The organism is Jatrophihabitans endophyticus, assembly GCF_900129455.1.
Classification (GTDB): domain Bacteria; phylum Actinomycetota; class Actinomycetes; order Mycobacteriales; family Jatrophihabitantaceae; genus Jatrophihabitans; species Jatrophihabitans endophyticus.
Genome location: NZ_FQVU01000003.1, coordinates 576,339 through 598,432 on the forward strand (window position 1 = coordinate 576,339; position 22,094 = coordinate 598,432).

Here is a 22,094-nt window from a genome sequence, read left to right on the forward strand (position 1 = left end):
GGATGCCGGCGAGCACCGTCAGCCCGCGTCCCGCGCGGTGGGGCGGTGCAGGTACCGGCCGGTGGGCTCGCCGTTGATCGCGCCGTCGGCGAGCACGTGCGCGCCCCGGACGAAGGTGTCGGTGACGGTCGCCCCGATCTCCATCCCCTCGAAGGGCGTGTACTCCTGCGTCGACAGCGAGTCGGCCGCCCGCACCGTCCAGGCGCGGTCGGGGTCGACGAGCGCGAAGTCGGCGTCGTAGCCGAGCTCGATGGTGCCCTTGCTGTGCAGCCCGAAGCGCTGCGCCGGGTTCCACGACACGAGCTGCGCCACCTGCTGGTAGGACAGCCCCCGCTTGCGACCCTCGCCGACGAGCCCGGGCAGCAGGTACTCGGTGCCGCCGAAGCCGGACTTGCCCGCGAACACGTCGTCGCGCGGCTCGCCGAACTTGTGCTCGTCCTTGCAGCAGGCGTGGTCGCTCACGACCCAGCTGACGTCACCGGCGAGCAGGTGCTCCCAGAGCGCCTCGACGTCCGCGCGCGGCCGGATGGGCGGGTTCACCTTCGCGCCGAGCCCCGACGCGGTCGTGATGTCGGCCAGCAGGTGGCCGATCGTCACCTCGCGGCGGAAGTCGACGTGCGGGAAGGTCCGGGCCATCAGCATGGCCGCCTCCATCGCCTTGGCCGACGACAGGTGCAGCAGGTTGATGGTGGGCAGGCCGGTCTCGTGGGCCAGGTAGCTCGCGATGGTGACGGCGAGCCCCTCGGAGTGCGGCGGCCGCGAGTCGCTGTAGGCCTCGAGGTCGTGGCGCCCGGTCTGCTCGACCAGCTTGGTATAGGCGGTCATGATCTCGGCGGTCTCGCAGTGCAGCGACAGCGAGATCGAGTCGGCGTGCTCGGGCAGCTTCTCCCGGGCGGCCTGGATGCCGCGCATGACGAACTCGAAGTGCGCGATGTCGTACCGCTCGCCCTCGGGGATCATCAGGAAGTCGCTCTGGTTCGCCGACCGGCCGTGCAGGCCGTGGCTGCCGTAGAACATGAAGATCTTGAACGACGTGACGCCCTGCTCGGCCACCAGCCACGGGATCTCGTCGATGTGCTCCTTCATCATCGGCGCGAGATGGAAGGCGTAGTCGACGTACGAGCGGCCCTCGCTCGCGGCGAGCACGGCCGGGAACACGTCGTGATAGCTGCCGCCGCGGTTCATGTAGTACTGCCCGGTGCGCATGTAGGTCAGCGACGTCGTGACGCCACCCTGGGCGCACGCGCGCGACTCGGTCCCGGTGTCGTCGGGCAGCGGGTTGTAGATGCCCCAGTGCTGATGGGCGTCGACGGCACCGGGGAAGGCGAGCAGCCCGCGGCCGTCGACGACGGTCGTCGCCTCGGCGGGGTCGATGCCGGTCTCGATGCGGGTGAAGACACCGTCCTTCACACCGAGGTCGACGCGCTCGACCTCCGCGCGGTCCGGGCGGACCACCTGCACGTCGGTGACCAGCAGGTCCAGGGTCGTCATGACTGCTCCTTGTTCTCGATGATGCGCACTCTGCCGTCGGTGTCTCGTCCGACGACCGTGGGCTCGGTGACGAGGTAGAACCGGAACGCCGTCCGGCCGGCCGGCCCACGCTCGACCGGAAGCGGGTGGTCGTCGAACCAGGCGCGGTAGGCGCGGTAGGCGTCCTCGCCGGCGAAGTGCATCTCGGCGATGCGGTAGAAGGTCGGCCCCGGTGGGATGTCGGCGGTGCCGCCGGAGGCGGACGTGACGGGGCGCAGCACCCGGTTGAAGACGATCCGGTCGAGATGCGGGTTCGCCAGCAGGTCGGGGGCGTGGACCTCGAACAGCCACCGCTCGTACTCCTCGGCCGTCACGCCGGGCTCGAGGTCGTAGCCCAGGATCGCCTTGATCATGTCGTGCCTCCTGTCGTGGGGTCGGGGGAGCGGGGGTCCCAGGTCTCGGCCAGCGCGTCGTCGCCGAAACCCTCGGCGCGCACGCGGTCGACGACCACGCGCAGCCCGACGAGGTCGGCGTCGACCTGCTCCGGCGAGCGCAGCGGCGCACGGGTGTGGCCGCGACGCATCGCGGCCTCGAGCTGCCGGCGGTATGCGTCGCGGGTGGCGTCGGCGGCCATGGGCTCGGCGCGTCCGCCGAGGGCGACCAGTCGCGGGACCGGCCGGCCGTAGTCGATCACCGCGGGGTGGGCCGGCGGCTCGTCGCCGCGCGGGGGCGCGACGAAGAGGACCTGCAGCCGCGGGTTCGCGGCCAGCTGACGCAGCCGGGCGTGGCCGCGGCGGGCCAGCAGCTCGAGCGTCCAGTCGGCCGCCACCGCAGCGCCGACGGTCCGGGTCACCGGCCGGCCGTGCGCGTCCACGGTGACGAGCTGCGCGAACCGGGGCGGTTCGTCGAGGAAGGCGCGGACGGCGGCGCGGGTGGGTGCGGTCATCGTGCCGCCGCGGGCGCGTCCCGCCGGGCGGCGACGTCGCCCGCCGCGAGGTAGGCGAGGCCGAGCGCCGGCAGCAGACCGTTGCCGGCGAGGTAGCCGGCCGCGCCGTGACCGGAGATGCCGGCCGCCGCGCCGCCGCTCGCGTACAGCCCGGGGATCACCGTGCCGTCCTCGCGCCGGACGGCGGCGTGCTCGTCCACGCGTAGCCCGCCCTGGGTGTGGAACAGCGCCGGGACGACGCGGACCGCGGCGTACGGCGGGGCGAGCGGCGCCTCGAAGTCGGTACGGCCGAACGGGTCGGCTCGCTCGCCGCGCGCGACGGCCTCGACGTCGCGCAGCTCGACCGCGAGCGATGCCGCGGGCACGTCGAGCACGGCGGCCAGCGCGTCGCCGTCCCCGGCCCAGCGCACCGCACCGGACTCCGCCGTCTGCCGGTAGTCGGTGAACGGTTGGCACAGCTCGTGGATGCGGCGGTCGATCACGATCCAGCCGGCCGCTCCCGGCTGCGCCGCCAGCGTGGGACCGAACTCCGAGTACCCGGTCGACTCGTCGGCGAAGCGGTGGCCGGCGAGGTCGAGCATCACCCCGCCGTGCATGATCGTCGCCCAGCCGACGAGCGTCGTCGCGACCGAGGACAGCGCGCCGTGCCCCTGGTAGGCGTCCAGGTAACCGGTGGCGGCGCCGAGGGCCCGGCCGATGCGCAGCGCGTCCCCGCGGGAGGTCTCGCTGCCGTGGTAGTGCGCGGCGGCGATGTCGGGCAGGTGCTCGGCGACGAGGTCGCGGTCGGCGCCGTAGCCGTTGGTGGCGAGCAGCACCGCGTCGGTCGCGATCCGCTCGCTCGTGCCGTCCGGTTGGGCGACGGTGCAGCCGACGACCCGGCCGTCCTCGACGTGGACGTCGGTGAGCCGGGCCGGCGCCAGCAGGTCGACGCGGGGATGGTCGGCGACGGCGCGGGCCAGCGCGTCGACGAGGTCCGACCCGTGCCGGCTCGGGATCGTGTGGCACCGGTCGACCGAGTGCCCCGGGTAGTGCATGTCGGTCATGACCGAGATCGGCAGGCCGACGTGGTCGGCCAGCCACTCGACCAGCTCGGCGCTGACGCGGCCCAGCACGCCCGCGAGCTCCAGGTCGCCGGCGCCCTTGGTCTTGCGCTCGACGTCGGCGACGAACAGCTCGACGGAGTCCTCGATGCCGGCGTCGCGCTGGAAGCGTGACCCGCACCCGGGGATCATCGCCGTCGACATCGAGGTGTTGTTGCCGCGGCGGTAGTGCGTGCTCGCCTCGACCACGAGGACGTCGAGGCCGAGCTCGGCGGCGCGCAACGCGGCGACCAACCCGCCGCCGGCACCGGCGACGACGAGGTCGGGTCCGCCGGCGCTCACCCGGTCACCTCGGCCGCGCCGACGAGCCGCAGCGCGGTCTCGACGGGATCGACGACCCGGGCCCGACCGGCCGCGGCGACGACCTCGACGGCCGAGCAGCCGTTGACGATCCAGTCGGCGCCGCGCTCGGCGAGCTCGTCGACGGCACCCCCGAGTGCGGCGTTCCACCGCTCGTCGTCGGCGATGGCGTCGAAGTCGAGGTCCAGCACGCGCACCCCGACGAAGTGGTCGGCCCAGCCGTACGCCCCGACCTGGGCGACCAGGGCGTCGGCGATCGCGCGGTTGCGGGTGACCGCACCCACGCGCCGCCCGGTGGCCAGCGCGTACCCGATCGACAGCCGCAGGATGCCGAAGACCGGCACCGGCCGGTCGTCGCCCAGCGCCGTGACGGCGGGGTCGAGCACGCAGTCGGGCAGCAGGCCGTCGTAGCCCGACGGCGCGTCGCGCAGCGCCGCGACCATGAGCTCCTCGGCCGCCTCGATCTGCGCCGCGGTGTCCATCGCGGTGGGCGCGTCGGCACCGATGTCGACGAGGTCGAGCGTCACACCGGGCGGGCACAGCCGCCGGTACCTTGCCTGCCTGCGGGCGAGCTCGGTGTCGGTGACGTGGATCGGCGTGACGGCGAACAGGCGCATCGGCGACCTTTCGAAGGTGGTCAGGCGGACGGGGCGAGCAGCGGGCGGACCGACGGCGCGGTCGCGAGCCCGTACGCCTGCTCGCGCAGCCGGGGCAGCGTGGCCGGGTCGGCCAGCAGCTGTGCGAACAGGGCAGCCACGTCGTCGGCGTCGAGCGGGTGGTGGTCGGCATCGCCGACGGGATTGGGCACCTCGTGCACCAGCGTGCGGCCGTCGTCGGTGTGGATGGTGACGCGGGCGGCGCGCTCGACCGGCAGCCGGGCGTCGAGGTCGGCGGCGGTCCGCACCCGGACGCGGGCTGCGAGCTGCGCCAGCTCGGGGTCGTCGCGCTGCGGGCCGGACTGCCGCGGCCCCACCCGGCCGTGCTGCAGGGCCGCGGCGACGACGAACGGGGTGGAGAACATGGCGCCGAGGCGGGAGTCCCACGAGGTCCGGTCGAGGCCGGCGCCCAGCGAGTGCGTCTCGACGAGTACGTCGTCGACGTTCGCCGGGCCGACGTGGCGGCGCAGCGCGAGGACGGCGTCGGCGGCGGGATGGGTGAACGAGCAGGACGCGTGCCGCTTGAAGTACCCGCGGGTGATGTCGTGGCGCCGCCCGAGCTCGGCGGTGAGGGCGGTGGGATCGAAGCGGCCCAGCAGGTCGCCGAGCGACGTCGCGGCCGAGCCGGTGTTGCGGGCCAGGCCGGCGGCGGCGAGCCGCGCCGCCGCGAGGCCGGACGTGTTGCTCACGCCCACCCAGGTGTTGCGCACCGGGTTGCCGTCCAGCGCGCTCGCGAAGTGACCGGCGACCGGCAGGGCCGACCCGGCGTCGATCGCGGCGGCCGTGGCGTCGGCGTCGAGGCCGAGCAGTCGGGCGCAGCCGGCCGCCGCCCCTGCCACACCCCAGTTGCCGTGCGGGTGGGCGCCGGCGCGCAGGGACGTCGCGCGGCCGAAGCGCGCCGCGACCTCGTAGGCGACGAGCAGGGCGGTGGCCGTGTCCTGCCCGCTGGCGTCGAGCTCGCAGGCCAGGGCCAGGACGGCCGGGAAGCCGTGCGCCGCGGGATGGCCGCGGGCGAACTTGTTGCCCTCGTCGAGTTCGAGGCTGACCAGCGCCACCGCGTTCAGGTGCGCCGCGGTGTCGGTGGTGGTGGTCGTCGTGGTGCCGGCGAGCGGCGCCGGCCCCGGGCCCGGCCGCCACGCCGCGACGAGTGCCGCGTGTTCGGGCAGCTCGGCACCCAGTGCGGTGACGGCCAGGGTGTCGAACAGCACGAGGGCGAGCCGCTCGCGCACGGGCTCGGGGACGTCGTCCCACCGCAGCGCGGCCGCCCAGCGGGCGAGGTCGGCGACGGCGCGGGCGGTGACGTCCGCGGGGGACGGGTCGGTGGCGTTCGTGGTCACAGTCCGAGGTAGGCCTTTCGCACGCGGGGGTCGCCGGCGAGCTCGGGCCCGTTGCCGTGCAGCACCGTCGTCCCGCTCTCCAGGACGTAGGCGCGGTCGGCGATGGTCAGCGTCTGGTGCGCGTTCTGCTCGACGAGCAGCACCGCCACGCCGCTGTCGCGCACGGCCTTCACGGCGTCGAAGACCTCCCAGGTGAGCTTGGGGGAGAGGCCTGTCGACGGTTCGTCGAGCATCAGCAGCGCGGGCCGGGCCATGAGGGCGCGGCCGATCGCCACCATCTGCTGCTGGCCGCCGGACAGCGTCTCCGCGGCCTGCCCCGCCCGTTCGGCGAGGATCGGGAACAGCTCGTGGACCCGGGCGAGGTCCTGCTTGACCGTCGCACCCTTCGTCGTCCACGCCCCCATGCGCAGGTTCTCCTCGACGGTCATGCCACCGAACAGGCCACGATCCTCGGGGACGTGCACGAGCCCGCGTCGGGTCACCTGGTGCGGCCGGAGCCGATCGATGCGCTCCCCGCGGAACCGCACCGAGCCCGCCGTCGGCCGCAGCAGCGCGCTGATCGCGCGCAGCGTCGTGGACTTCCCGGCGCCGTTGGCGCCGACGAGCGCGACCAGCTCGCCTTCGCCGACGGTCAGCTCGATCTCGTGGACGACCTGCAGCCGGCCGTACCCGGCCGAGACGGCGTCAAGCTCCAGCAACGGTGGGCTCCTCTCCGAGGTACGCCTCGATCACCCGCGGGTCGCTCGTGACCTCGGCCGGGGTGCCGCTGGCGATCGTCCGTCCCTGGTCGAGGACGAGCACCGAGTCCGACAGCTGCATGACCGCGGCCATGATGTGCTCGACGAAGACGAGGGTCATGCCCTCCTCCCGTCGCAGTCCGGCGATGAGCTCGATGACCGGTTGCCGTTCGGACGGGACGAGGCCGGCGAGCACCTCGTCGAGCAGCAGCAGGCGCGGGCGGCACGCGAGGGCGCGACCGAGCTCGAGGCGCTTGAGCGCGGCGGTGGGCAGCGCGCCCGAGACCGAGTCCCGCCAGCGGGTGAGCCCGATGCGGTCGATGACCTCGCTGGCCTCGTCCTGGGCGCGGCGCCGCGACCGCGTGCGTGACATGGCTGCGACCGTCACGTTGTCCAGGACGGTCATCGTCGCGAACGGGCGCATGAGCTGGAAGGTGCGCAGCACGCCGGCCCGGGCGACCCGGTGGGCCGACAGCCCGGTGACGTCGCGGCCGTTCACCACGATCCGTCCGGCGTCCGGCGCGAACGCACCGGCGACGAGGTTGAAGAAGGTGGTCTTGCCGGCGCCGTTGGGGCCGATGATGCCCTGGATGCGCCCCTCCTCGACCGACAGGTCGACCGCGTCGACGGCGCGCACGCCGCGGAAGGACTTGCTGACCCCGTGGACCTCGAGCAGCGTCATCGGCGCAGCCGATCGCGCACGGTGCCGTAGATGCCCTTGGGCAGCAGCAGCACGATGAGGATGAGCAGCACCGCGTAGATCACGACGTCCAGGCCGCTGCGTCCCTGCAGGAACATCAGCCAGTCCGGTGGATGTCGCAGCAGGGTCGACGTGCCGTTGGACAGCGGCCCGACGATGCACGCGCCGATGAGCGGGCCCCAGATCGTGCCCACGCCGCCGATGACGGCGGGCAGGATCGACTGGATCGACTGGTTCTGGCTGAAGGCGAGGTCGGGGTTCACGAACAGGAAGTACTGCGTGTAGAAGGCCCCGGCCACGGCGGTGATCGCGCCGGAGAGGGCCATCGTCTGCAACCGGTAGCGCAGCACGTTCACTCCCAGCGAGGAGGCCGCGGCCTCGTCGTCGCGGATGGCGACGGTGTACTGGCCCGAGCGGGAGCGCAGGTAGCCGATGGTCACCAGCATCGCGAGCGCGAGCAGCGCCAGGCCGGTCCAGTAGTAGCGGTGGTCGCCGGCGGGGAACTGCAGCTGCGTCCAGGACGCGTCCTGCAGCAGCGGCACGTTGTACCCGATCGACCGGTTCACGAGGTCGGTGTTCGTGGCGACGAGCCGGAGGATCTCGGCGAAGGCGAAGGTGGCGAGCGCGAAGTACGCCCCGCTGACCCGGTAGCGGAAGGTCAGGAAGCCGATGAGGGCGGCGAGCGCCGCCGCGAGGGCGGCGCCGGCGAGCATGCCGAACCACGGTGACACGCCGTGCTCGACGAGCAGGTAGGCGTCGGCGTAGGCGCCCACACCGAAGTAGGCGGCGTTGCCGAAGTTGAACATGCCGCCGAACCCGCTCATCAGGTTCCAGCCGACGGCCATGATGGCGAAGATCAGCACCTGGACGGCGACGGCCTGCTGCGAGGCCGGCAGCACCACGGGCGCGAACGCGGCGAGCACCACCACCACGAGCAGTGCGACGCCGTGGCGGGCCCACAGGACGTCGGGGTGCCGGGCCGCGGTGGCGGGGGCCGACGCGTCGGACTCCGGCGCGGTGTCGAACACGGTGCTCATGCGGGCCTCCCGAACAGCCCCTGCGGCCGGAGGAACAGCACGAGGACGAAGACGACGAAGACGGCGAGCAGCGGGCTCTGCCCCGGCAGCAGGACGCCGCCGAACTGCTCGACGAGCCCGATGATCAGACCGCTGACGAGCGCGCCCACCGCGTTGCCCTTCGAGCCCATGACCACCACGACGAAGGCGATGATCGTGTACTGGTTCCCGCTGCTCGGCGTGATGGTGGTGAACGGGGCGACGAGCATCCCCGCGGCGCCCGCGCAGGCGGTGCCGATGGCGAACGTGGCGATGTAGACCTTGCGGACGTCGATGCCGACGAGCGCCGCGCCCTCGCTGTTCGACGCGACGGCGCGGATGGCCGCGCCGAGGCGGGTGCGGTTCAGGACGACGAAGAGCACGAGCGCCAGCACGATGGAGCCGGCGAAGGCGAGGACCCGCGACAGGTTGGTGACGGCACCGAGGACGCGGATGCGCCGGTCGTCGGCCAGCCCCACGCTGTGTGGGTCGCCGCCGTAGACGAGCAGTGCCACGTTCGTGAGCAGCAGCGACACCCCGAGGGTGATGAGCAGCTGGTTCTCCAGCGGTCGTCCCATCGTGCGGTTGAGCAGTCCGCCCTGGACGAGGCCGCCGAGCACGAGCAGGGCGAGGACGGCGACGACGAGGGCGAGATAGGGGTTGGTGCCGGTGCCGCTCACGAAGGCGTAGGTGACGAACATCGCGACCATGAGGAACGCGCCGTGGGCGAAGTTGACGATGTCGAGCACCCCGAAGATCAGAGTCAGCCCCATCGCCACGAGGCCGTAGATGCCGCCGGACAGGATGCCGGTGACGATCGCCTGCATGACGACCTGGCCGCTGCCCGCCTTGGCGTAGCCGCCGGCGACGACGGCGACGGCCAGGACGGCCAGCAGGCCGGCGGTGCGGCCCCTCATGAGCGTGGTCACTTGCCGGGAACCGCCGGGAAGATCGGCTCGGCCGTGGCGTCCTTCGCGGGCAGGACCGTGACGACCTTGCCCTTCTGCACCTGCTCCAGCACCGGCAGGGCGCCCGTGTTCTCGCCGGCGGCGTCGAAGCTGATGGTGGAGCCGCTGACGACCGGCGTCACCTTGCTCGCGGCGATGGCGTCGCGCAGCTTGGTGCGGTCGGTGCTCTTGGCGCCCTCCAGGCCGGCGGCGATCACCTTGACGGCGTCGTAGGCGATGGCGGCCTCGGTGCGCATGGCCGCGCCGTAGGTGCTGCGGTAGTCCGTGGCCAGCTTGGTGGCCTCGGCCGACTTGCCGAGCGCGTAGTTGACGTCGAAGTAGTTCTCCGCCCGGCTGCCGACGTCGGCGACGAACTGCGCCTGGTCGAACGCGCCGTCGGCGACGCCGAGCACGGCCTGCAGCTTCGGCTGCACCGCGGCGATGGCCTTGGCGGCGAGGACGCCGTCGTTGTAGTAGCCGGACACCGCGACCGCCTGCGCGCCGCTGGCCTTGATCTGCGTGACCTGCGTGGTCAGGTCCGACACGCTGGCGGCGTCGTAGCCGATCTCGGGGCTGACGCTCACGCCGGCGCGCTCGACGGCCTGCTTGAAGATCTTGTAGTTGCCGGTGCCGAAGTTGCTGCTCTCGTGCAGGTAGGCGATCTTCGTGATCTTGGGGCTGGCCGACGCGTTGAGCGTCTGCAGGTACTTGGCCGCCTGCTCGGCGAACAGCGACGCCTTGGGCTGCACGCGGAACGAGTACTTGTAGCCGTGCTGCAGGATCTCGTTGTCACTGGCCACGTCCATCAGGAACGGCGTCTTGTTCCGTTCGGCCACCGCGGCGATGTTCTGCGCGACCGCGCTCTGGTAGGTGCCGACGAGTGCGACGGCGCCGTCCTGCACGAGGCGCTGCGCCTCGCTCTGCCCGGTCTCGGGCGTGCCCTTGGTGTCGCCCGGGTCGAGCGCCAGCTTGGCCCCGCCGAGGGACTTGATGCCGCCGGCGTCGTTGACCGCCTTGATCCCGAGCTTGACGCCGTTCTCCAGCTGAGCGCCGTCGCCGGCGAAGGTTCCGGTCAGCGGGTGCAGGGTGCCGATCTTGATGGTCTTGCCGCTGCCGCCGTCGCTGCCACCGGTCGCGCCACCGCCGCCGCCTCCGCCGCCACCACTGGTGGTCCCGCTGCCGCAGGCGGCGAGGACGAGGGTCGCCGCACATCCCGCCGCGACACCGAGGACGGCGTTCGACTTCGCCATGCGCATGAGTTCTCCGTCAGTCGGGACCGTATCTCTTAGCGGAACGGTGCTTCGCGCCACTCTTGCATCGGTGTCCCGGATGGGTCAACGGGTCGACGAAAATATCCGGCTACATCGATGTTTCGCGAGCGATTCGGCCCTGCGACAGGGCACGATAGACCAGGAAAGTCCGTATCGCTGAGCGGAACATACTGGTCGGAGCGTTCCGGTACCTGCTACGTTCCCCCGGACACCCGACCTAGGAGGGCGCCGTGGCCGCGATCGCCACGACAGACAGCGCGGGCACCGACGCCGGACCCGGAACCGAGGCCGCGGCGCGCGTCGCCAACGTGCTGATGCTGTTCGCCTCGGGCCCGCAGACCCTCGGCGTCAGCGCCATCGCCCGCGAGCTCGGGTTGTCCAAGGCGGTGGTCCACCGCATCCTGCGCACCCTCGCCGACAAGCAGCTGATCAGCGTCGACGGGCCCACCCGCGAGTACCGCCTCGGGCCGGCCACGGCCGCCCTGGGCGCGCGAGCGCTGCGCGACTCGGGGCTGCGCGCGGCGGGCGTCCCCGTCATCGCCGACCTGCGCCGGCGCACCGGCGAGACGACCACGCTGTCGGCGCTCGTCCCCGGCGGCCGGGTCTATCTCGACCAGTTCGAGAGCGAGCAGGAGATCAAGATGACCGTCGAGCTCGGTACGCGGTTCCCGCTGCACGCCGGTAGTTCGGGCAAGGTCATCCTCGCCTTCCTCCCGCCCGAGCGTCGCGACGAGGTGCTCGCCGACGACCTCGCCCGACTCACGACCCGCACCGTGGTCGACGCTGACGCGCTGCGCGCCCAACTCGACGAGATCCGCACGTCCGGGGTCGCGGCGTCCGACGGCGAACGCCAGGCCGACGCCGGCTCGGTGGCCGCGGCGGTCTTCGACGTCGACGGCGTCGTCATCGGCTCGGTCTCGGTCTGCGGCCCGCGATCCCGGCTCGACGACGCGGCGCGCGCCCGGGCCGTCCCCGCCCTGCAGGCGGCGGCCGACACCATCTCCCGCTCGCTCGGCTGGGCCGGCGGACTCCCGGAGGCACGATGACCACGACCCAGACCACCGCACCCACTGCCGGCGACGCGCTCGCCGGTGTCAAGGTGCTCGAGGTCGCGACGCTGTTCGCCGGCCCGCTCGCGGCCACGCTGCTCGGCGACTTCGGTGCCGACGTCGTCAAGATCGAGCACCCGAAGGGCGATCCGGTCCGCCACCACGGCGCGGCGAAGGACGGCATCGGCTTGTGGGGCAAGGTGATCGGGCGCAACAAGCGCGCCGTCACGCTCTACCTCGGCTCGCCCGAGGGGCAGGCCATCTTCAAGCGGATGGTCGCCGACGCCGACGTCGTCATCGAGAACTTCCGCCCCGGCACCCTCGAGCGATGGGGGTTGGGCTGGGACGTCCTCAGCGGGATCAACCCGCGTCTGGTGCTCGTCCGGGTCACCGGTTTCGGCCAGTTCGGCCCGTACAGTGCGCGTCCCGGCTTCGGCACGCTGGCCGAGGCGATGAGCGGTTTCGCGGCCATCACCGGGCAGCCGGACGGCCCGCCGACGCTCCCACCGTTCGGGCTCGCCGACGGCATCGCGGCGCTGACCACCGCCTACGCGACGATGACCGCGCTCCATGCGCGGGAGCGTTCGGGACGCGGGCAGGTCGTCGACCTCGCCATCGTCGAACCCATCCTGACCGTCCTCGGCGCGCAGCCGACGGCGTGGGACCAGCTGCAGCAGGTGCAGGAGCGCACCGGCAACCGCTCGCACAACAACGCGCCGCGCAACACCTACCGCACGCGCGACGGGAAGTGGGTCGCCGTGTCGACGAGCGCCCAGTCGATCGCCGAGCGGGTGATGCACCTCGTGGGCCGGCCCGAGCTCATCGACGAGCCGTGGTTCGCGACCGGGACGCAGCGCGCCGAGCACGCCGACGAGCTCGACGACGCCGTCGGCTCCTGGATCGCACGGCACGACCGCGACGACGTCGTCGCCGCCTTCGAGAAGGCCCAGGCCGCGATCGCCCCGATCTACGACGTGCGCGACGTGATGACCGACCCGCAGTTCGCGGCGCTCGACTCGATCGTGACCGTCGACGACGAGGAGCTGGGACCGCTCAAGATGCAGAACGTGCTCTTCCGGCTGTCCGAGACGCCGGGCCACATCCGGTCGTCCGGGCCGCGCATCGGACGAGACACCGAGGCGGTGCTCGCCGACTACGGCGTGGACGCCACGCAGCTCGAGCGGCTGCGCGCGGACGGCGTCGTGTGACCGGCTCCGCCGTCGCGCCCCGTTCCTGGCTCTACGTCCCGGCCACCCGGCCCGAGCTGGTGGCCAAGGCGCTGGCCGGCCCTGCCGACGCGGTGGTGGTCGACCTCGAGGACGCCGTGCCGGCCGACGCGAAGGACGCCGCCCGCGACGCCCTGGTCGCAGCCCTCGCGCAGGACGCCTGCGTGTGGCGTACGAAGCCGTTGTGGGTCAGGACGAACCACCCCGCGACGGCGTGGGGGGCCGCCGACCTCGCGGCGCTTCACGACGTCGCCGGCACCGCGGTCGACGGCGTGCGGCTGCCCAAGGCCGAGGACGCCGATCTGGTCGCCGACGTCGCCGGTCGGCTCGGGCGCCCGCTGCACCTGCTCGTCGAGACCGCGCTCGGGCTGCGCAATGCCGACGTGCTCGCCCGCGCGCACCCGCAGGTCACCGGCATCGCGCTGGGCGAGGCCGACCTGCTGGCCGACCTGGGCGGTCTCGACAGCTCCGCGCTGGCCTACGCGCGGGGGCACGTCGTCGCGACGGCCCGGGCCGCCGGCCTCGGCGCGCCCGTCATGAGCGTGTGGACCGATCTCGCCGACCTCGACGGGCTGCGTGCCGACACCGAGCGAGCGCGGGCACTCGGCTTCGTCGGTCGCTCGGTCGTCCACCCGCGCCAGGTCCCGGTCGTCCACGAGGCGTTCACCCCGCGCCCGGACGAGGTGGCCGCGGCCCACCGCGTCGTCGCGGCGCTCGACGCCGCCACGCGGCGGGGGAGCGCGGTCGTCGTCGACGACGCCGGGCGCTTCGTCGACGCCGCGGTCGTCAACCGCGCCAAGGTCGTCCTCGGGCTGGCCCGGCGTGGCGACGGCGCGGCCACCACACCCCCGTCACCAGACCAGGAGAACCGATGAGTGCACTGCTGTCGGCGATCGCGCAGGGCGTGCGCGTCGTCGAGCTCGGCCACCCCCACTTCACCAACATGCCGTGCTCGCCGAACCACCCCGGCTTCCGCATGACGCTCATCCGGCGTCACGGCGACATGGTCCGTCCGGACGGCGGCTCGGCGGCGAACGAGATCATCGTGACCGGTGGGCACGTCGGCACCCACGTCGACGCGCTGTCGCACGTCAGTCACGACGGCCTGCTGCACGGTGGTGTCGACGCGGCCGAGGCGCAGGCCGGCGGGGCGTTCCGCACCCACGGCGCGGACGCGACGCCCGCGCTGCTGTGCCGCGGTGTGCTCCTCGACGTCGCCGGGGCGCACGGGGTCGACACGCTGCCCGCCGGCTACGGGGTGACGGCCGACGACCTCGCCGCCGCCGAGGCGCGGGCCGGGGTGTCACTGGCCGCCGGTGACGTCGCGCTCGTGCGCACCGGCTGGGCGCGCCATTTCGACGACGCGACGACCTACCTCGGCCAGACCGACGGTGTGCCCGGCCCGACCCCCGACGCCGCGGAGTGGCTGGTGGCCCGCGGCGTGCGGGCGACCGGTGCCGACACCACGGCCTACGAGCAGATCCCCGCCGGGGCCGGGCACCGCGTGCTGCCGGTGCACCGCATCCTGCTCGTCGAGGCCGGCGTCTACATCATCGAGCACCTGAACCTCGAGCAGGCGGCGGCCGAGGGGCTGACCGAGTTCGCGTTCGTGATGGCGCCGCTGCGCATCGTGGGCGGCACCGGGTCCCCGGTGCGCCCGTTCGCCGCGGTGCAGTCGTGACGGCCGCCCCGACGGTCGTCCAGGCGATCGCCGCGCTGGCGGCGCGGACGGTGCGCGACGGCCTGGACGAGCGCCTGCGCCACGACGTCGTCCGCCGCTACCTGGATCTGCTCGGCAACAGCGTCGCGGCCACGGAGCTCGTGCCGGGGCGTGCGGTCACCCGCCTCGTGACGGCGTGGGGCGGGCGCGAGGCGGCGACCGTCATCGGTGCCGGGCTGCGGGCCCCCGCCGCGTCCGCCGCGCTGGTCAACGGCACGCTCGCCCACTCGCTCGACTTCGACGACACGCACCTGCCGTCGGTGCTGCACCCGTCGGCGGCCGTGCTGCCCGCGGCGCTCGCGGTGGCCGAGGCCACCGGTGCCGCGCCCACGGCGATGCTCGACGCCGCGGCCGTCGGGGTCGAGATCACCTGCCGGCTGGGTATGGCCGGCTACGACCGGGACGCCCGGGCGTCGGTGTTCTTCGACCGTGGTCAGCACGCGACGTCGATCTGCGGCACGCTCGGCGCCGCGTGCGCCGCCGCCATGCTGCTCGGGCTGGACGAGGACGGCATCGCGTCCGCGATCGGCATCGCCGCGAGCATGGGTGCCGGCGTCATCGAGGCCAATCGCACCGGCGGCACGGTGAAGCGGGTCCACTGCGGGTGGGCCGCGCACAGCGGCGTCGTCGCCGCCGAGATGGCCGCGGCCGGCATCACCGGTCCGCCGACCGTCATCGAGGGTCGTTTCGGCTTCCTGCAGGCGTGGCTCGGCGAGCACGCCGACGCCGCCGCGGTCACCGACGGGCTGGGGGAGCGGTGGGAACTCCCCGGCATCTTCTTCAAGCCCTATCCCTGCAACCACTTCACGCACGCCGGCATCGACGCCGCGCTGCGGCTGCGCGACGCGGGATTGCGTCCGGAGGACGTGCGCTCGATCGAGCTCGGTGCGCCGAGCTCGGTGCTGCGCACCATCGGCGAGCCGGCCGCGGCGAAGGCCCGGCCGGAGTCCGGCTACCACGCCGCGTTCAGCGGGCCGTTCACCGTGGCGAGCGCGCTCGTCGGCGGCGGTGGGCTCGGTCTGTCGCACGACGACTTCACCGACGAGGCCGCGCGCGACCCGCGCCGGCTCGCGCTCGCGGCCACGGTGACCTGCGTGCCCGACGCGCGGTGCGACGAGATCTTCCCCGACCAGCTCCCCGCGGTCGTCCGGGTCACCACGACCGACGGCCGGGTGCTGGAGGAGCGCACCGACGTCAATCGCGGCGGCCCGCAGCACCCGCTGAGCGACGACGAGCTGGCGACGAAGTTCGCCGGCAACGCGCGGCGGTCGTTCGTGGCCGACCGCGCCGACGATCTCGCGACGGCCGTGCTCGGGCTCGGTTCGGCACCGTCGCTCGCGGCGTTGGTGGCCCTGCTGCGGGGGTGAGTCGCCGCGCCGTCGCGGGGCCGGCTCGCTGCGCCAGGGCGGCTCAGTCGCCGTCGACCGCCTCCTCGAGGGCGGGGACGTCGATCTCGCGGGCCACGATGCGGCGGGCCAGCTCGTCCAGCACGAGGTCGTGGGCGATGCTGTGCGCGCGGAGCAGGTCGAGTGCGTCGCGGCCGTCGAGGGCGTGCCGTCCCATCGTCATCCCGGCGGCGACCCACACCGTGTGCCGCGCCGCGGCGGCGGGGCTGGCCAGGAGGTCGGTGTCGCTCGCCGGCCGCAGCCCGGCGACCAGCAGCTCCATCGTGGTCGCGACGTCGGCGAACGGGACGGTCGCGAGCGCGGTCTCGTCGGTGAGGTAGAGATCGGCGCCGAAGAGCCGGTCGGGGAAGGCCGGCAGCGGCAGGCTGAGCACCGCGCGGTAGGGCGTGCGGGCGAAGAGCTGGTCGGCGAAGACCGACCAGCGGCGGTGGATCGCCTCGTGGTCGGCGGCCAGTGGCTGACCGTTGCGGGTGGACTCCCAGCCCGGCCCGTCGCCGAGCGTGTACTGCAGTCGCTCGGCGAGCGCGGCGACGCCGTCACTCGCTCCGAGCGGGATCTGCTCGCCGTCGCGGGCCAGCCCGAGGCCCACGCCGGCGACCGGGAGCACATCGCGCGCGGCGCGGGCGAGACAGCTGGGCCGCAGCGCCGCGTCGTCGCCGAACTCGCGCTCCGCCTCCTGCAGGCAGCGTGCGAACTGCTCGGCGAACCCGGTGTCGCGGTCGGTCACGTCCTCCACTCTTCCCGTCGCGCGGCGGCCCGTCCACGCCGAGCCGCCCGCGCGGCGTCCGTCGACCGATCGGCGTGGTCAGCCCTGGCCGAGCAACTGCGCGAACGGCGGCGTGCCACCGAACGGCCCGTCGAGCGGCGGGTCGACCGGCGATCCGTCCGGTGATCCGTCCGGCGCGTGCCGCGTGCCCGCCACGAGTCCGGCGAGTTCGGCGGCCGCCCGCTCGACTCGTGGACGCAGCGCCTCGGCGCCCGCCCAGTCCTCCGGGGCGGCGAAGACCGCGGTGGGGACGGTCGCCGCGCGCAGGTGGGTCAGCAGCGGTCGCACCGCGTAGTCGAGCGCGAGAGAGTGACGGGCGGTGCCGCCGGTCGCGGCGGCGAGGACGGGCTTGCCCGCCAGCGCGTCGCGGGGCAGCACGTCGAAGAACGTCTTGAACAGCCCGCTGTAGGACCCGGAGAACACCGGCGTGACGACGATGAGGCCGTCGGCCGACGTGACCGAGTCGATGACCGGCTGCAGCGTCCCGTCGGCGAAGCCGGTGACCAGGTTGTCGGCGAGATTTCGCGCGTGATCGCGCAATTCGACGACCTGGACCGTGGGGTCGTCGCCCGCCGACCGCAGCGCCGCTACCGACGCCGCGGACAGTCGGTCGGCCAGCAGCCGGGTGGAGCTCGGCGTGGACAGTCCGGCGCTGACGACGGCGAGCGTGCGCGCGGTCATCGTGTGGCCGCTTCCGGTTCGACCGCCCGTGCCGTCGTCACCAGCGACGAGTGGGTCGGGGCGTCGGGGACGTGAGCGGGCTTGCGCGCCGCGAACTCCCGGCGCAGGACGGGCACGACCTCCTCGCCCAGGATGTCCAGCTGTTCCAGGACGGTCTTGAGCGGCAGGCCGGCGTGGTCGACCAGGAAGAGCTGACGCTGGTAGTCGCCCACGTAGTCGCGGAAGCCCAGGGTGCGGTCGATGACCTGCTGCGGGCTGCCGACGGTCAGCGGGGTCTCGCGCGCGAACTCCTCCAGCGACGGGCCGTGGCCGTAGACCGGCGCGTTGTCGAAGTACGGACGGAACTCGCGTACCGCGTCCTGACTGTTGCGCCGCACGAAGATGTGCCCACCCAGGCCGACGATCGCCTGGTCGGCCGTGCCGTGCCCGTAGTGCTCGAAGCGTTGCCGGTAGAACTCGACCATCCGCTGCGTGTGGCTCTTCGGCCAGAAGATGTGGTTGTGGAAGAACCCGTCGCCGTAGTACGCCGCCTGCTCGGCGATCTGTGGGCTGCGGATCGAGCCGTGCCAGACGAAGGGCGCGACGCCGTCGAGCGGCCGCGGTGTCGAGGTGAAGCCCTGCAGCGGGGTACGGAAGCGCCCCTCCCAGTCGACGACGTCCTCGTGCCACAACCGGCGCAGCAGCGCGTAGTTCTCGACGGCGAGCTCGATGCCGTCGCGGATGTCCTGCCCGAACCACGGGTACACCGGGCCGGTGTTGCCGCGGCCGAGCATCAGGTCGACGCGCCCGCCGGCCAGGTGCTACAGCATTGCGTAGTCCTCGGCGATCTTGACCGGATCGTTCGTCGTGATGAGCGTCGTGGCGGTCGAGAGCAGCAGCCGGTCGGTCTGCGCGGCGAGGAACGCGAGCGTGGTGGTGGGGGAGGAGGAGAAGAACGGCGGGTTGTGGTGCTCACCGAGGGCGAAGACGTCCAGCCCGACCTCCTCGGCCTTCCTCGCGATGGCCAGCACGGCCTGCAGCCGTTCGCCCTCGCCGGGGGTGCGACCGGTCGTGGGGTCGGTGGTGATGTCGCTGACCGAGAAGACGCCGAACTGCATCGTGACCGCCAATAGTTGCTCGTGCAATTACATCGGACATGCGACGGAACGCACGCCGGGGCCGTCCTATTTCCGCCCGGCCACGGCGTCGTCGGCGCTCGCCGGCAGCAGCCGTGACAGCAGGAAGGTCACGTGGCGGCGGAGGGTGTCGGTCAGCGCGGCCGCATCGGGCGCGGTGGCGTCGACCGTCACGCGCACGACGTCGACGAACAGGGTGGCGTAGACGGCGTGAGCGGTCATCCGGCGCGCGGCCTCGGGCGCGGCCGTGCCCCGGGAGAGGATCGCGTCGATCGCGTCCTCGAGCTCGGCGACCTCGCGGGTGCGGCGGCGCACCTCCGGCGCCGGCGCGAACAGGGCCTCGCGGTGGTAGACCGCGGTGTTCTCGGGATGGGTCGCGCCGGCGAGCACGAGCGGCTCCACCAGCGCGAGGATCGCCTCGACCGGGTCCGCGCCCGCGTCGGCGAGCTCGAGGGCGTGCTCGCGACCGACGCGCAGCTTGTCGCTCATGACCTCGACGAGCAGGTCGGCCTTGCTGGCGAAGTACCGGAAGACCGTGCCGGTGCCCACGTCGGCCTCGTCGGCGATCTGTGCGGTCGTGACGGCGGTGTACCCCAGCTCGGCGAAAAGCCGGTCGGCGGCGGCGAAGATGCGCTGGCGCTTGTCGGCCTTGTTCCGCTCGCGACGCCCCTGTCCGGGGGCGGGCCGGGGCGGGGGTGACGCGGAGCGGGCTGTCATGGCTGTCACCGTTCCCGAGTCGCGGTCCCCTGGGCAAACCGGAGTACGATCAAAAATGAACACAGTCATTCTCTTACGGAGGTCGTCATGGCCGTTCGGACCGTCCGCACGGAGCTCCGCGACGCCGTCACGCCGCGCGCGTTCGCCCTGGTGGTCGGCGTCCTGCTGCTGCAGCTGGGCTTCGTGCTGTCCTACGTCGGCGCCTTCCACCACCCCACGCCGCACCGGGTGCAGGTCGCGCTCGTCGCGCCGGCCCAGCAGGCGCCCGCCCTCGCCCGAGCGCTGGACGGTCTGGCCGGGCAGCCGCTGGCCGTGCACGTCGTCGCCGGTGAGGCGGCCGCCCGCGAGCAGGTCCGCGACGGTGACGCCAGTGCGGCGCTCGTCGTCTCGCCCGACTCGACCACCGACCGGCTGCTGGTGGCCTCGGGCGGCGGCTCGGGCGTGGTGACCGCGGTCGAGGACGTCGTGGCCCGGGTCGAACAGGCGCAGCAGCGCTCCGTCACCACCGCCGACATCGTGCCGCTGCAGGCGGGTGACGCGCGCGGCCTCACCGGCTTCTACCTCGTCGTCGGGTGGATGGTGGGCGGCTACCTCGTGGCCTCGCTGCTGGGGGTGGCGAACGGGTCACGACCCGCCACGCGCCGCCGCGCCGCGATCCGGCTCGGCGCGCTCGTGCCGTACGCGATCCTGTCCGGCCTCGGCGGCGCAATCATCGTGGGGCCGGTCCTCGGTGCCCTGGACGGTCACCTGCTGGCGCTGTGGGGGCTGGGCACGCTCGTGGTCCTGGCCGCCGGCACCGCGACGATCGCCCTCCAGGCGCTCTTCGGCGTGCTGGGCATCGGTGCGGCCGTCGCGCTGTTCGTGGTGCTGGGCAACCCGAGCGCCGGCGGCGCGTTCCAGCCCGACCTGCTCCCGGCGTTCTGGCGGGTCATCGGCACCGCGTTGCCCAACGGGGCCGGCACCGACGCCGTGCGCCGGATCGCGTACTTCGACGGCGCCGGCATCGGCGGTCACCTCGCGGTGCTGGTCGCCTGGGCCGTCCTCGGCGTGGTGGTGGCGCTGCTCGGCGCGCGGACCCGTGACCGGCACGCGGCCTGACGATCAGCGGCCCGAGAGGCGGTCGGCGACCCGTGCCCAGCGGCTCGTCTCGCGCGAGCCGGGTCGGCGCTCGCGCCGGTCGGCGGTGCGGTACAGCGCGTACATGCCCTGCACGCCCTGCCACCGCAGGGGCTCCGGTTCCCACCGACGGACGTCGCGACCGACCCACGCCAGCCCGGTCAGCGCGGTCTCGCGGCCGAGCACCAGGTCGGCGAGCGTGCGGCCGGCGAGGTTGGTCGTCGTCAGTCCGTTGCCGACGTAACCGCCCGCGGTCCCGAGCCCGGTGCCCGCGTCGTAGGCGACCGTCGTGCACCAGTCCCGGGGGACGCCGAGGACGCCGCACCACGCATGCTCGACCGCGACGCCCGCCGTCGCCGGGAAGAGGTCGTGCAGCATCGCCGTCAGCGCCGCGACGGTGCCGGGCTGCGTACGGCCGTCGACGTCGGTGCGGGAGCCGAACCGGTACGGGTTGCCGCGGCCGCCGAGGGCTATCCGGCCGTCGGCGGTGAGCTGGGCGTAGACGTAGGCGTGCGCGAAGTCGCCGAGCGTGGCCGGGTCGCGCCAGCCGATGGCGGCGCGGACGTCCGCGGGCAGTGCAGCGGTGACGATCATCGAGCTGTTCATGGGCAGCCACTCGCGCCGGGCGCCGGGCAGGCCCGCGGTGAACCCTTCCAGACAGCGCAGCACGTGACGGGCGCGCAGCGTCCCGCGGTCGGTGCGGACCGCGCCCGCCTCGACGGCGAGCGCCGTCGTCCCCTCGTGGATCGTCACGCCCCGGCGTTCGACGGCCGCCGCCACGCCGCGCACCAGCTTCGCCGGGTGCACCCGCGCGCAGTGCGGCGTGAAGGTGGCGGCCCGGGCGCCGGCCACCCGCAGCTCGCCGTCGAGCTCGGCGGCATCGAGCACGCGGACGTCGGCGTCGGTCGCGCCCCAGTCGCGCTGCCACGCGACGTCGGCGTGCAGCCGCGCCAGCTGAGCCCGGTTGCGGGCGACGACGTAGGTGCCCGCCTTGACGATGTCGGCGTCGATGCCCTCGCTCGCCGCCACGTCGATCACCTCGTCCACCGCCTCGCGCATGGCCGCGAGCAGCGACACGACGGCCGCGCGACCGTGCGCCGCCGCGTAGCGCTCGCGCGAACCGGACAGCTCCGCCGACAGCCAACCGCCGTTGCGCCCGGACGCCCCGTACCCGGCGAAGCGGCGCTCGACGATCCGCACGTCGAGGTCGGGACGGGCGGCGGCGAGGTAATACGCGCTCCACAGCCCGGTCAGCCCGCCGCCGACGATCGCGACGTCGCACCGGTCGTCACCCGCCAGCGGGGCGCGCCGGGCCGGGCTGCCGAGGTCGTGCTGCCAGAACGACACGTCACCGTTGCGCACCCCGGCATTGTCCCGGGTGCCTGCGAGAGTGGCGCCATGCCCCGCACCATCCGCATCGTCCCGATCGTCACGGTCGCCGACATCGGCACCGCGCGCGACCACTTCGTCACCGTGCTCGGCCTGCGCGAGGTCATGAACCACGGCTGGATCGCCACCTACGCCGACGACTCGGGCCGCGCCCAGCTCAGCCTGATGACCCGCGACGCCACCGCGCCGGTGAACCCGGACGTCTCCGTCGAGGTCGACGACGTCGATGCCGCCCACGCGGCGGCCGTGAGCGCCGGCCTCGAGATCGTGCACCCGCTGCGCGACGAGGAGTGGGGTGTCCGCCGGTTCTTCTTCCGCGACGCCACCGGCACCGTCGTCAACGTGCTCGGCCATGCCTAGCCGCCGGCCCGCAGGACCGGGCCCCGCCGG

General features: G+C 73.6%; 22 protein-coding genes and 1 pseudogene. 7 read left to right on the forward strand and 16 right to left on the reverse strand.

What is annotated here, in order from left to right:
* Positions 1 to 18 precede the first annotated feature (18 nt).
* The 11 genes from BUE29_RS12845 to BUE29_RS12895 are packed head-to-tail and all read right to left on the reverse strand — an operon-like array spanning position 19 to position 10,504.
* The gene (locus BUE29_RS12845; RefSeq protein WP_073390713.1) at positions 19 to 1,491 is read right to left on the reverse strand and encodes a dihydroorotase; all 1,473 of its coding nucleotides are present in this window, start codon (positions 1,489 to 1,491) and stop codon (positions 19 to 21) included.
* Entirely contained in the window at positions 1,488 to 1,883 is a 396-nt protein-coding gene (locus BUE29_RS12850; protein ID WP_073390714.1) for an EthD domain-containing protein, read from the reverse strand. The genes BUE29_RS12845 and BUE29_RS12850 overlap by 4 nt, the downstream gene beginning before the upstream one ends.
* The gene (locus BUE29_RS12855) at positions 1,880 to 2,416 is read right to left on the reverse strand and encodes a pyridoxamine 5'-phosphate oxidase family protein (RefSeq protein WP_073390715.1); all 537 of its coding nucleotides are present in this window, start codon (positions 2,414 to 2,416) and stop codon (positions 1,880 to 1,882) included. Before BUE29_RS12855 ends, BUE29_RS12850 begins: the two co-directional genes overlap by 4 nt.
* Positions 2,413 to 3,798 (reverse strand): FAD-dependent oxidoreductase, encoded by a 1,386-nt coding sequence (locus BUE29_RS12860; RefSeq protein ID WP_073390716.1) that lies wholly within the window; start codon positions 3,796 to 3,798, stop codon positions 2,413 to 2,415. Before BUE29_RS12860 ends, BUE29_RS12855 begins: the two co-directional genes overlap by 4 nt.
* Positions 3,795 to 4,433, reverse strand: a complete 639-nt coding sequence (locus BUE29_RS12865; protein WP_073390717.1) for an aspartate/glutamate racemase family protein — start codon at positions 4,431 to 4,433, stop codon at positions 3,795 to 3,797. The genes BUE29_RS12860 and BUE29_RS12865 overlap by 4 nt, the downstream gene beginning before the upstream one ends.
* 20 nt (positions 4,434 to 4,453) lie before the next feature.
* Positions 4,454 to 5,809: an MmgE/PrpD family protein gene (locus BUE29_RS12870; protein ID WP_073390718.1), complete on the reverse strand. Its 1,356-nt coding sequence runs from the start codon at positions 5,807 to 5,809 to the stop codon at positions 4,454 to 4,456.
* A complete protein-coding gene (locus BUE29_RS12875) occupies positions 5,806 to 6,507 on the reverse strand; it encodes an ABC transporter ATP-binding protein (RefSeq protein WP_073390719.1) in 702 nt (233 codons plus the stop codon). The genes BUE29_RS12870 and BUE29_RS12875 overlap by 4 nt, the downstream gene beginning before the upstream one ends.
* Entirely contained in the window at positions 6,494 to 7,228 is a 735-nt protein-coding gene (locus BUE29_RS12880) for an ABC transporter ATP-binding protein (RefSeq protein ID WP_073390720.1), read from the reverse strand. Before BUE29_RS12880 ends, BUE29_RS12875 begins: the two co-directional genes overlap by 14 nt.
* Positions 7,225 to 8,283 (reverse strand): branched-chain amino acid ABC transporter permease, encoded by a 1,059-nt coding sequence (locus tag BUE29_RS12885; RefSeq protein ID WP_084181010.1) that lies wholly within the window; start codon positions 8,281 to 8,283, stop codon positions 7,225 to 7,227. Before BUE29_RS12885 ends, BUE29_RS12880 begins: the two co-directional genes overlap by 4 nt.
* The gene (locus BUE29_RS12890) at positions 8,280 to 9,218 is read right to left on the reverse strand and encodes a branched-chain amino acid ABC transporter permease (RefSeq protein WP_084181117.1); all 939 of its coding nucleotides are present in this window, start codon (positions 9,216 to 9,218) and stop codon (positions 8,280 to 8,282) included. The genes BUE29_RS12885 and BUE29_RS12890 overlap by 4 nt, the downstream gene beginning before the upstream one ends.
* Before the next feature lie 8 nt (positions 9,219 to 9,226).
* The gene (locus BUE29_RS12895) at positions 9,227 to 10,504 is read right to left on the reverse strand and encodes an ABC transporter substrate-binding protein (protein WP_073390721.1); all 1,278 of its coding nucleotides are present in this window, start codon (positions 10,502 to 10,504) and stop codon (positions 9,227 to 9,229) included.
* A 245-nt stretch (positions 10,505 to 10,749) separates the two neighbouring features.
* On the opposite strand from BUE29_RS12895, the gene BUE29_RS12900 reads away from it, so the two are divergent.
* From BUE29_RS12900 to BUE29_RS12920, 5 genes are read left to right on the forward strand one after another with little or no spacing between them, the layout of a single operon-like run.
* The gene (locus BUE29_RS12900; RefSeq protein WP_073390722.1) at positions 10,750 to 11,565 is read left to right on the forward strand and encodes an IclR family transcriptional regulator; all 816 of its coding nucleotides are present in this window, start codon (positions 10,750 to 10,752) and stop codon (positions 11,563 to 11,565) included.
* Positions 11,562 to 12,776 carry a CaiB/BaiF CoA transferase family protein gene (locus BUE29_RS12905; protein WP_073390723.1) on the forward strand — a complete coding sequence of 405 codons (1,215 nt, stop codon included), beginning with the start codon at positions 11,562 to 11,564 and terminating at the stop codon, positions 12,774 to 12,776. The genes BUE29_RS12900 and BUE29_RS12905 overlap by 4 nt, the downstream gene beginning before the upstream one ends.
* Entirely contained in the window at positions 12,773 to 13,669 is an 897-nt protein-coding gene (locus tag BUE29_RS12910) for an HpcH/HpaI aldolase/citrate lyase family protein (RefSeq protein WP_073390724.1), read from the forward strand. Before BUE29_RS12905 ends, BUE29_RS12910 begins: the two co-directional genes overlap by 4 nt.
* Positions 13,666 to 14,475 (forward strand): cyclase family protein, encoded by an 810-nt coding sequence (locus tag BUE29_RS12915; RefSeq protein ID WP_073390725.1) that lies wholly within the window; start codon positions 13,666 to 13,668, stop codon positions 14,473 to 14,475. The genes BUE29_RS12910 and BUE29_RS12915 overlap by 4 nt, the downstream gene beginning before the upstream one ends.
* The gene (locus BUE29_RS12920; protein WP_073390726.1) at positions 14,472 to 15,881 is read left to right on the forward strand and encodes an MmgE/PrpD family protein; all 1,410 of its coding nucleotides are present in this window, start codon (positions 14,472 to 14,474) and stop codon (positions 15,879 to 15,881) included. Before BUE29_RS12915 ends, BUE29_RS12920 begins: the two co-directional genes overlap by 4 nt.
* Positions 15,882 to 15,924: 43 nt before the next feature.
* On the opposite strand, the gene BUE29_RS12925 is transcribed toward BUE29_RS12920, so the two are convergent.
* The 4 genes and pseudogenes from BUE29_RS12925 to BUE29_RS12940 all read right to left on the reverse strand — a co-directional run bounded on the left by BUE29_RS12925 (position 15,925) and on the right by BUE29_RS12940 (position 19,199).
* Positions 15,925 to 16,647 carry an ANTAR domain-containing protein gene (locus BUE29_RS12925; protein WP_143168164.1) on the reverse strand — a complete coding sequence of 241 codons (723 nt, stop codon included), beginning with the start codon at positions 16,645 to 16,647 and terminating at the stop codon, positions 15,925 to 15,927.
* A 78-nt stretch (positions 16,648 to 16,725) separates the two neighbouring features.
* Positions 16,726 to 17,367, reverse strand: coding sequence for an FMN reductase (locus tag BUE29_RS12930; protein WP_073390728.1), 642 nt, complete (start codon positions 17,365 to 17,367; stop codon positions 16,726 to 16,728).
* Positions 17,364 to 18,464 (reverse strand): annotated as a pseudogene (locus BUE29_RS12935) (LLM class flavin-dependent oxidoreductase). Before BUE29_RS12935 ends, BUE29_RS12930 begins: the two are co-directional and overlap by 4 nt.
* Before the next feature lie 66 nt (positions 18,465 to 18,530).
* Positions 18,531 to 19,199, reverse strand: coding sequence for a TetR/AcrR family transcriptional regulator (locus tag BUE29_RS12940; RefSeq protein WP_073390729.1), 669 nt, complete (start codon positions 19,197 to 19,199; stop codon positions 18,531 to 18,533).
* 87 nt (positions 19,200 to 19,286) lie between these two features.
* Here BUE29_RS12940 and BUE29_RS12945 point away from each other — a divergent pair, with 87 nt between their 5' ends.
* Positions 19,287 to 20,297 (forward strand): ABC transporter permease, encoded by a 1,011-nt coding sequence (locus BUE29_RS12945; RefSeq protein WP_073390730.1) that lies wholly within the window; start codon positions 19,287 to 19,289, stop codon positions 20,295 to 20,297.
* 3 nt (positions 20,298 to 20,300) lie between these two features.
* Here BUE29_RS12945 and BUE29_RS12950 read toward each other — a convergent pair whose 3' ends face one another.
* Positions 20,301 to 21,677 carry an NAD(P)/FAD-dependent oxidoreductase gene (locus BUE29_RS12950; RefSeq protein ID WP_073390731.1) on the reverse strand — a complete coding sequence of 459 codons (1,377 nt, stop codon included), beginning with the start codon at positions 21,675 to 21,677 and terminating at the stop codon, positions 20,301 to 20,303.
* Between the two features lie 36 nt (positions 21,678 to 21,713).
* Between BUE29_RS12950 and BUE29_RS12955 the strand changes: the two genes are divergently transcribed.
* Positions 21,714 to 22,064 carry a VOC family protein gene (locus BUE29_RS12955; protein ID WP_073390732.1) on the forward strand — a complete coding sequence of 117 codons (351 nt, stop codon included), beginning with the start codon at positions 21,714 to 21,716 and terminating at the stop codon, positions 22,062 to 22,064.
* Positions 22,065 to 22,094 lie beyond the last annotated feature (30 nt).

Bases quoted from the DNA above. Each gene is read 5' to 3' on its own strand.
- BUE29_RS12845 (WP_073390713.1), bottom strand. From the start codon at position 1,491: ATGACGACCCTGGACCTGCTGGTCACCGACGTGCAGGTGGTCCGCCCG.
- BUE29_RS12850 (WP_073390714.1), bottom strand. From the start codon at position 1,883: ATGATCAAGGCGATCCTGGGCTACGACCTCGAGCCCGGCGTGACGGCC.
- BUE29_RS12855 (WP_073390715.1), bottom strand. From the start codon at position 2,416: ATGACCGCACCCACCCGCGCCGCCGTCCGCGCCTTCCTCGACGAACCG.
- BUE29_RS12865 (WP_073390717.1), bottom strand. From the start codon at position 4,433: ATGCGCCTGTTCGCCGTCACGCCGATCCACGTCACCGACACCGAGCTC.
- BUE29_RS12880 (WP_073390720.1), bottom strand. From the start codon at position 7,228: ATGACGCTGCTCGAGGTCCACGGGGTCAGCAAGTCCTTCCGCGGCGTG.
- BUE29_RS12885 (WP_084181010.1), bottom strand. From the start codon at position 8,283: ATGAGCACCGTGTTCGACACCGCGCCGGAGTCCGACGCGTCGGCCCCC.
- BUE29_RS12890 (WP_084181117.1), bottom strand. From the start codon at position 9,218: ATGAGGGGCCGCACCGCCGGCCTGCTGGCCGTCCTGGCCGTCGCCGTC.
- BUE29_RS12895 (WP_073390721.1), bottom strand. From the start codon at position 10,504: ATGCGCATGGCGAAGTCGAACGCCGTCCTCGGTGTCGCGGCGGGATGT.
- BUE29_RS12905 (WP_073390723.1), top strand. From the start codon at position 11,562: ATGACCACGACCCAGACCACCGCACCCACTGCCGGCGACGCGCTCGCC.
- BUE29_RS12915 (WP_073390725.1), top strand. From the start codon at position 13,666: ATGAGTGCACTGCTGTCGGCGATCGCGCAGGGCGTGCGCGTCGTCGAG.
- BUE29_RS12930 (WP_073390728.1), bottom strand. From the start codon at position 17,367: ATGACCGCGCGCACGCTCGCCGTCGTCAGCGCCGGACTGTCCACGCCG.
- BUE29_RS12940 (WP_073390729.1), bottom strand. From the start codon at position 19,199: ATGACAGCCCGCTCCGCGTCACCCCCGCCCCGGCCCGCCCCCGGACAG.
- BUE29_RS12945 (WP_073390730.1), top strand. From the start codon at position 19,287: ATGGCCGTTCGGACCGTCCGCACGGAGCTCCGCGACGCCGTCACGCCG.
- BUE29_RS12955 (WP_073390732.1), top strand. From the start codon at position 21,714: ATGCCCCGCACCATCCGCATCGTCCCGATCGTCACGGTCGCCGACATC.